This is a genomic window from Nonomuraea sp. NPDC049141 (assembly GCF_040648415.1).
GTDB lineage: Bacteria > Actinomycetota > Actinomycetes > Streptosporangiales > Streptosporangiaceae > Nonomuraea.
The window spans coordinates 1-2,279 of record NZ_JBEZDR010000140.1 but is presented as its reverse complement, the minus strand read 5'-3'; the positions used below and the strand labels follow the sequence as shown (position 1 = coordinate 2,279).

Here is a 2,279-nt window from a genome sequence, read left to right as displayed (position 1 = left end):
ACGGCCGGGTGACGCCTCGGCCGAGGGTCCGCCATCGTCACAGTGTCCCGCCCGACGGCACACGCACGGTGTACGGTGGCGCCGTCCGGCACGCCCAGCCGCCGGTGGATCGAAGAGGCCGCCCCACGGGACGGTTTGCCGCCCGCGAAACCCGAAACGCGGGCGGCGCGTTACGTTGGACATCCGGACCGCCGGGGGTCGGCGGGCCGAATGCGGCCCGAACCGGGCGCCGGTGGCTACGAGCAGGAGTGAGGTCGGGGAGAGACGTGCCGAGCAAAGCTGGAACCACCCGTCTGGTCATCGTCGAGTCACCGGCGAAGGCCAAGACGATCTCGGGCTATCTCGGCCCGGGGTACGTCGTGGAGGCCAGCTTCGGCCACGTCCGGGACCTCCCGCGCAACGCCGCCGACGTGCCGGCGAAGTACAAGGGCGAGCCCTGGGCCCGTCTCGGGGTGGACGTCGACAACGGTTTCCACGCCCTCTACGTGGTCTCCGCCGACCGCAGGCAGCAGATCAGCAAGCTGGTGAAGCTCGCCAAGGAGGTCGACGAGATCTTCCTGGCGACGGATGAGGACCGCGAGGGCGAGGCGATCGCCTGGCACCTGGTGGAGACCCTCAAGCCCAAGGTGCCGGTCAAGCGGATGGTCTTCCACGAGATCACCAAGCCGGCCATCCAGGCCGCGGTGGCCAACCCCCGCGAGATCGACCGGGACCTGGTCGACGCCCAGGAGGCCCGGCGCATCCTCGACCGCCTCTACGGCTACGAGGTCTCACCCGTGCTGTGGAAGAAGGTCATGCCGAAGCTCTCGGCGGGCCGGGTGCAGTCCGTGGCGACCCGGATCGTGGTGGAGCGCGAGCGGCAGCGGATGGCCTTCCGCACGGCGGAATACTGGGACATCCTGGCCACGCTGGCCGTCGCGAACGCCGGTGAGGGGCCGCGCACCTTCAACGCCACCCTGGTCGCGCTGAACGGTGACCGGATCGCCACCGGCAAGGACTTCGAGCCGACCACCGGCCGGGTGAAGGCCGGCGCCGGCGTCGTGCACCTCGACTCCGGCGGCGCCCGGGGGCTCGCGGCCCGCCTGGAGGGCCGGCCGTTCACCGTCACCCGGGTCGAGGAGAAGCCCTACCGCCGCCGCCCGTACGCGCCGTTCATCACCTCCACCCTCCAGCAGGAGGCGGCCCGCAAGCTGCGGTTCTCGTCGCAGCAGACGATGCGCACCGCGCAGCGCCTCTACGAGAACGGCTACATCACCTACATGCGTACCGACTCGGTGAACCTGTCGGAGACCGCCATCGCGGCGGCCCGCCGGCAGATCGTCGAGCTGTACGGCGAGCGCAGCGTGCCGCCGGAGCCGCGCCGCTACACCGGCAAGGTGAAGAACGCGCAGGAGGCGCACGAGGCGATCCGCCCGGCGGGGGACAACTTCCGCACCCCGGGCGACGTGGCCAAGGAGCTGTCGGCCGAGGAGTTCAAGCTCTACGAGCTGATCTGGCGGCGCACCATCGCCTCGCAGATGACCGACGCCGTCGGCTCCAGCGTCTCGGTGCGCATCCGCGCCGTCTCCTCCGCCCAGGAGGAGGCCGACTTCGGCGCGACCGGCAAGACCATCACCGACCCGGGCTTCCTGCGGGCGTACGTCGAGTCCAGCGACGACGAGAACGCCGAGGCCGAGGACGCCGAGCGCCGCCTGCCCAACCTGGTCAAGGACCAGCCGCTCACCGCCGACGAGCTGGCCGCGCAGGGCCACCACACCCAGCCGCCGTCGCGCTACACGGAGGCGTCGCTGGTCAAGGCACTGGAGGAGCTGGGCATCGGCCGCCCGTCGACGTACGCGTCGATCATGCAGACCATCCAGGACCGCGGCTACGTGACCAAGCGCGGCCAGGCGATGATCCCGACCTTCCTGGCGTTCGCGGTGATCGGCCTGCTGGAGCGGCACTACCCGCGCCTGATCGACTACGACTTCACCGCCAGCATGGAGAACGAGCTGGACGAGATCGCCGGTGGTGACCACGCTGCCGTCGACTTCCTCACCGCGTTCTACTTCGGCAGCGCCAACGGTGCCGGCGACCAGGACATCGCCCGCTCGGGCGGGCTGAAGAAGCTGGTCACCGAGAACCTCAACGAGATCGACGCGCGCAGCGTCAACTCGATCCCGCTCTTCACCGACGACGAGGGCCGCGAGGTCGTCGTGCGGGTGGGCCGCTACGGGCCGTACCTCCAGCGGGCGGTGCCGGGCGAGCAGCAGGCGCCGGCCGCCGAGGGCGAGGAGGGC

Annotated in this window: 1 protein-coding gene; it reads left to right on the top strand. The window is 70.9% G+C overall.

All coding sequences use genetic code 11. The features are described from left to right. Window positions 1-266: 266 nt before the first annotated feature. Window positions 267-2,279: type I DNA topoisomerase (gene topA / locus AB0B91_RS65215; protein WP_358343043.1), on the top strand; the 2,013-nt coding region annotated here is incomplete at its 3' end.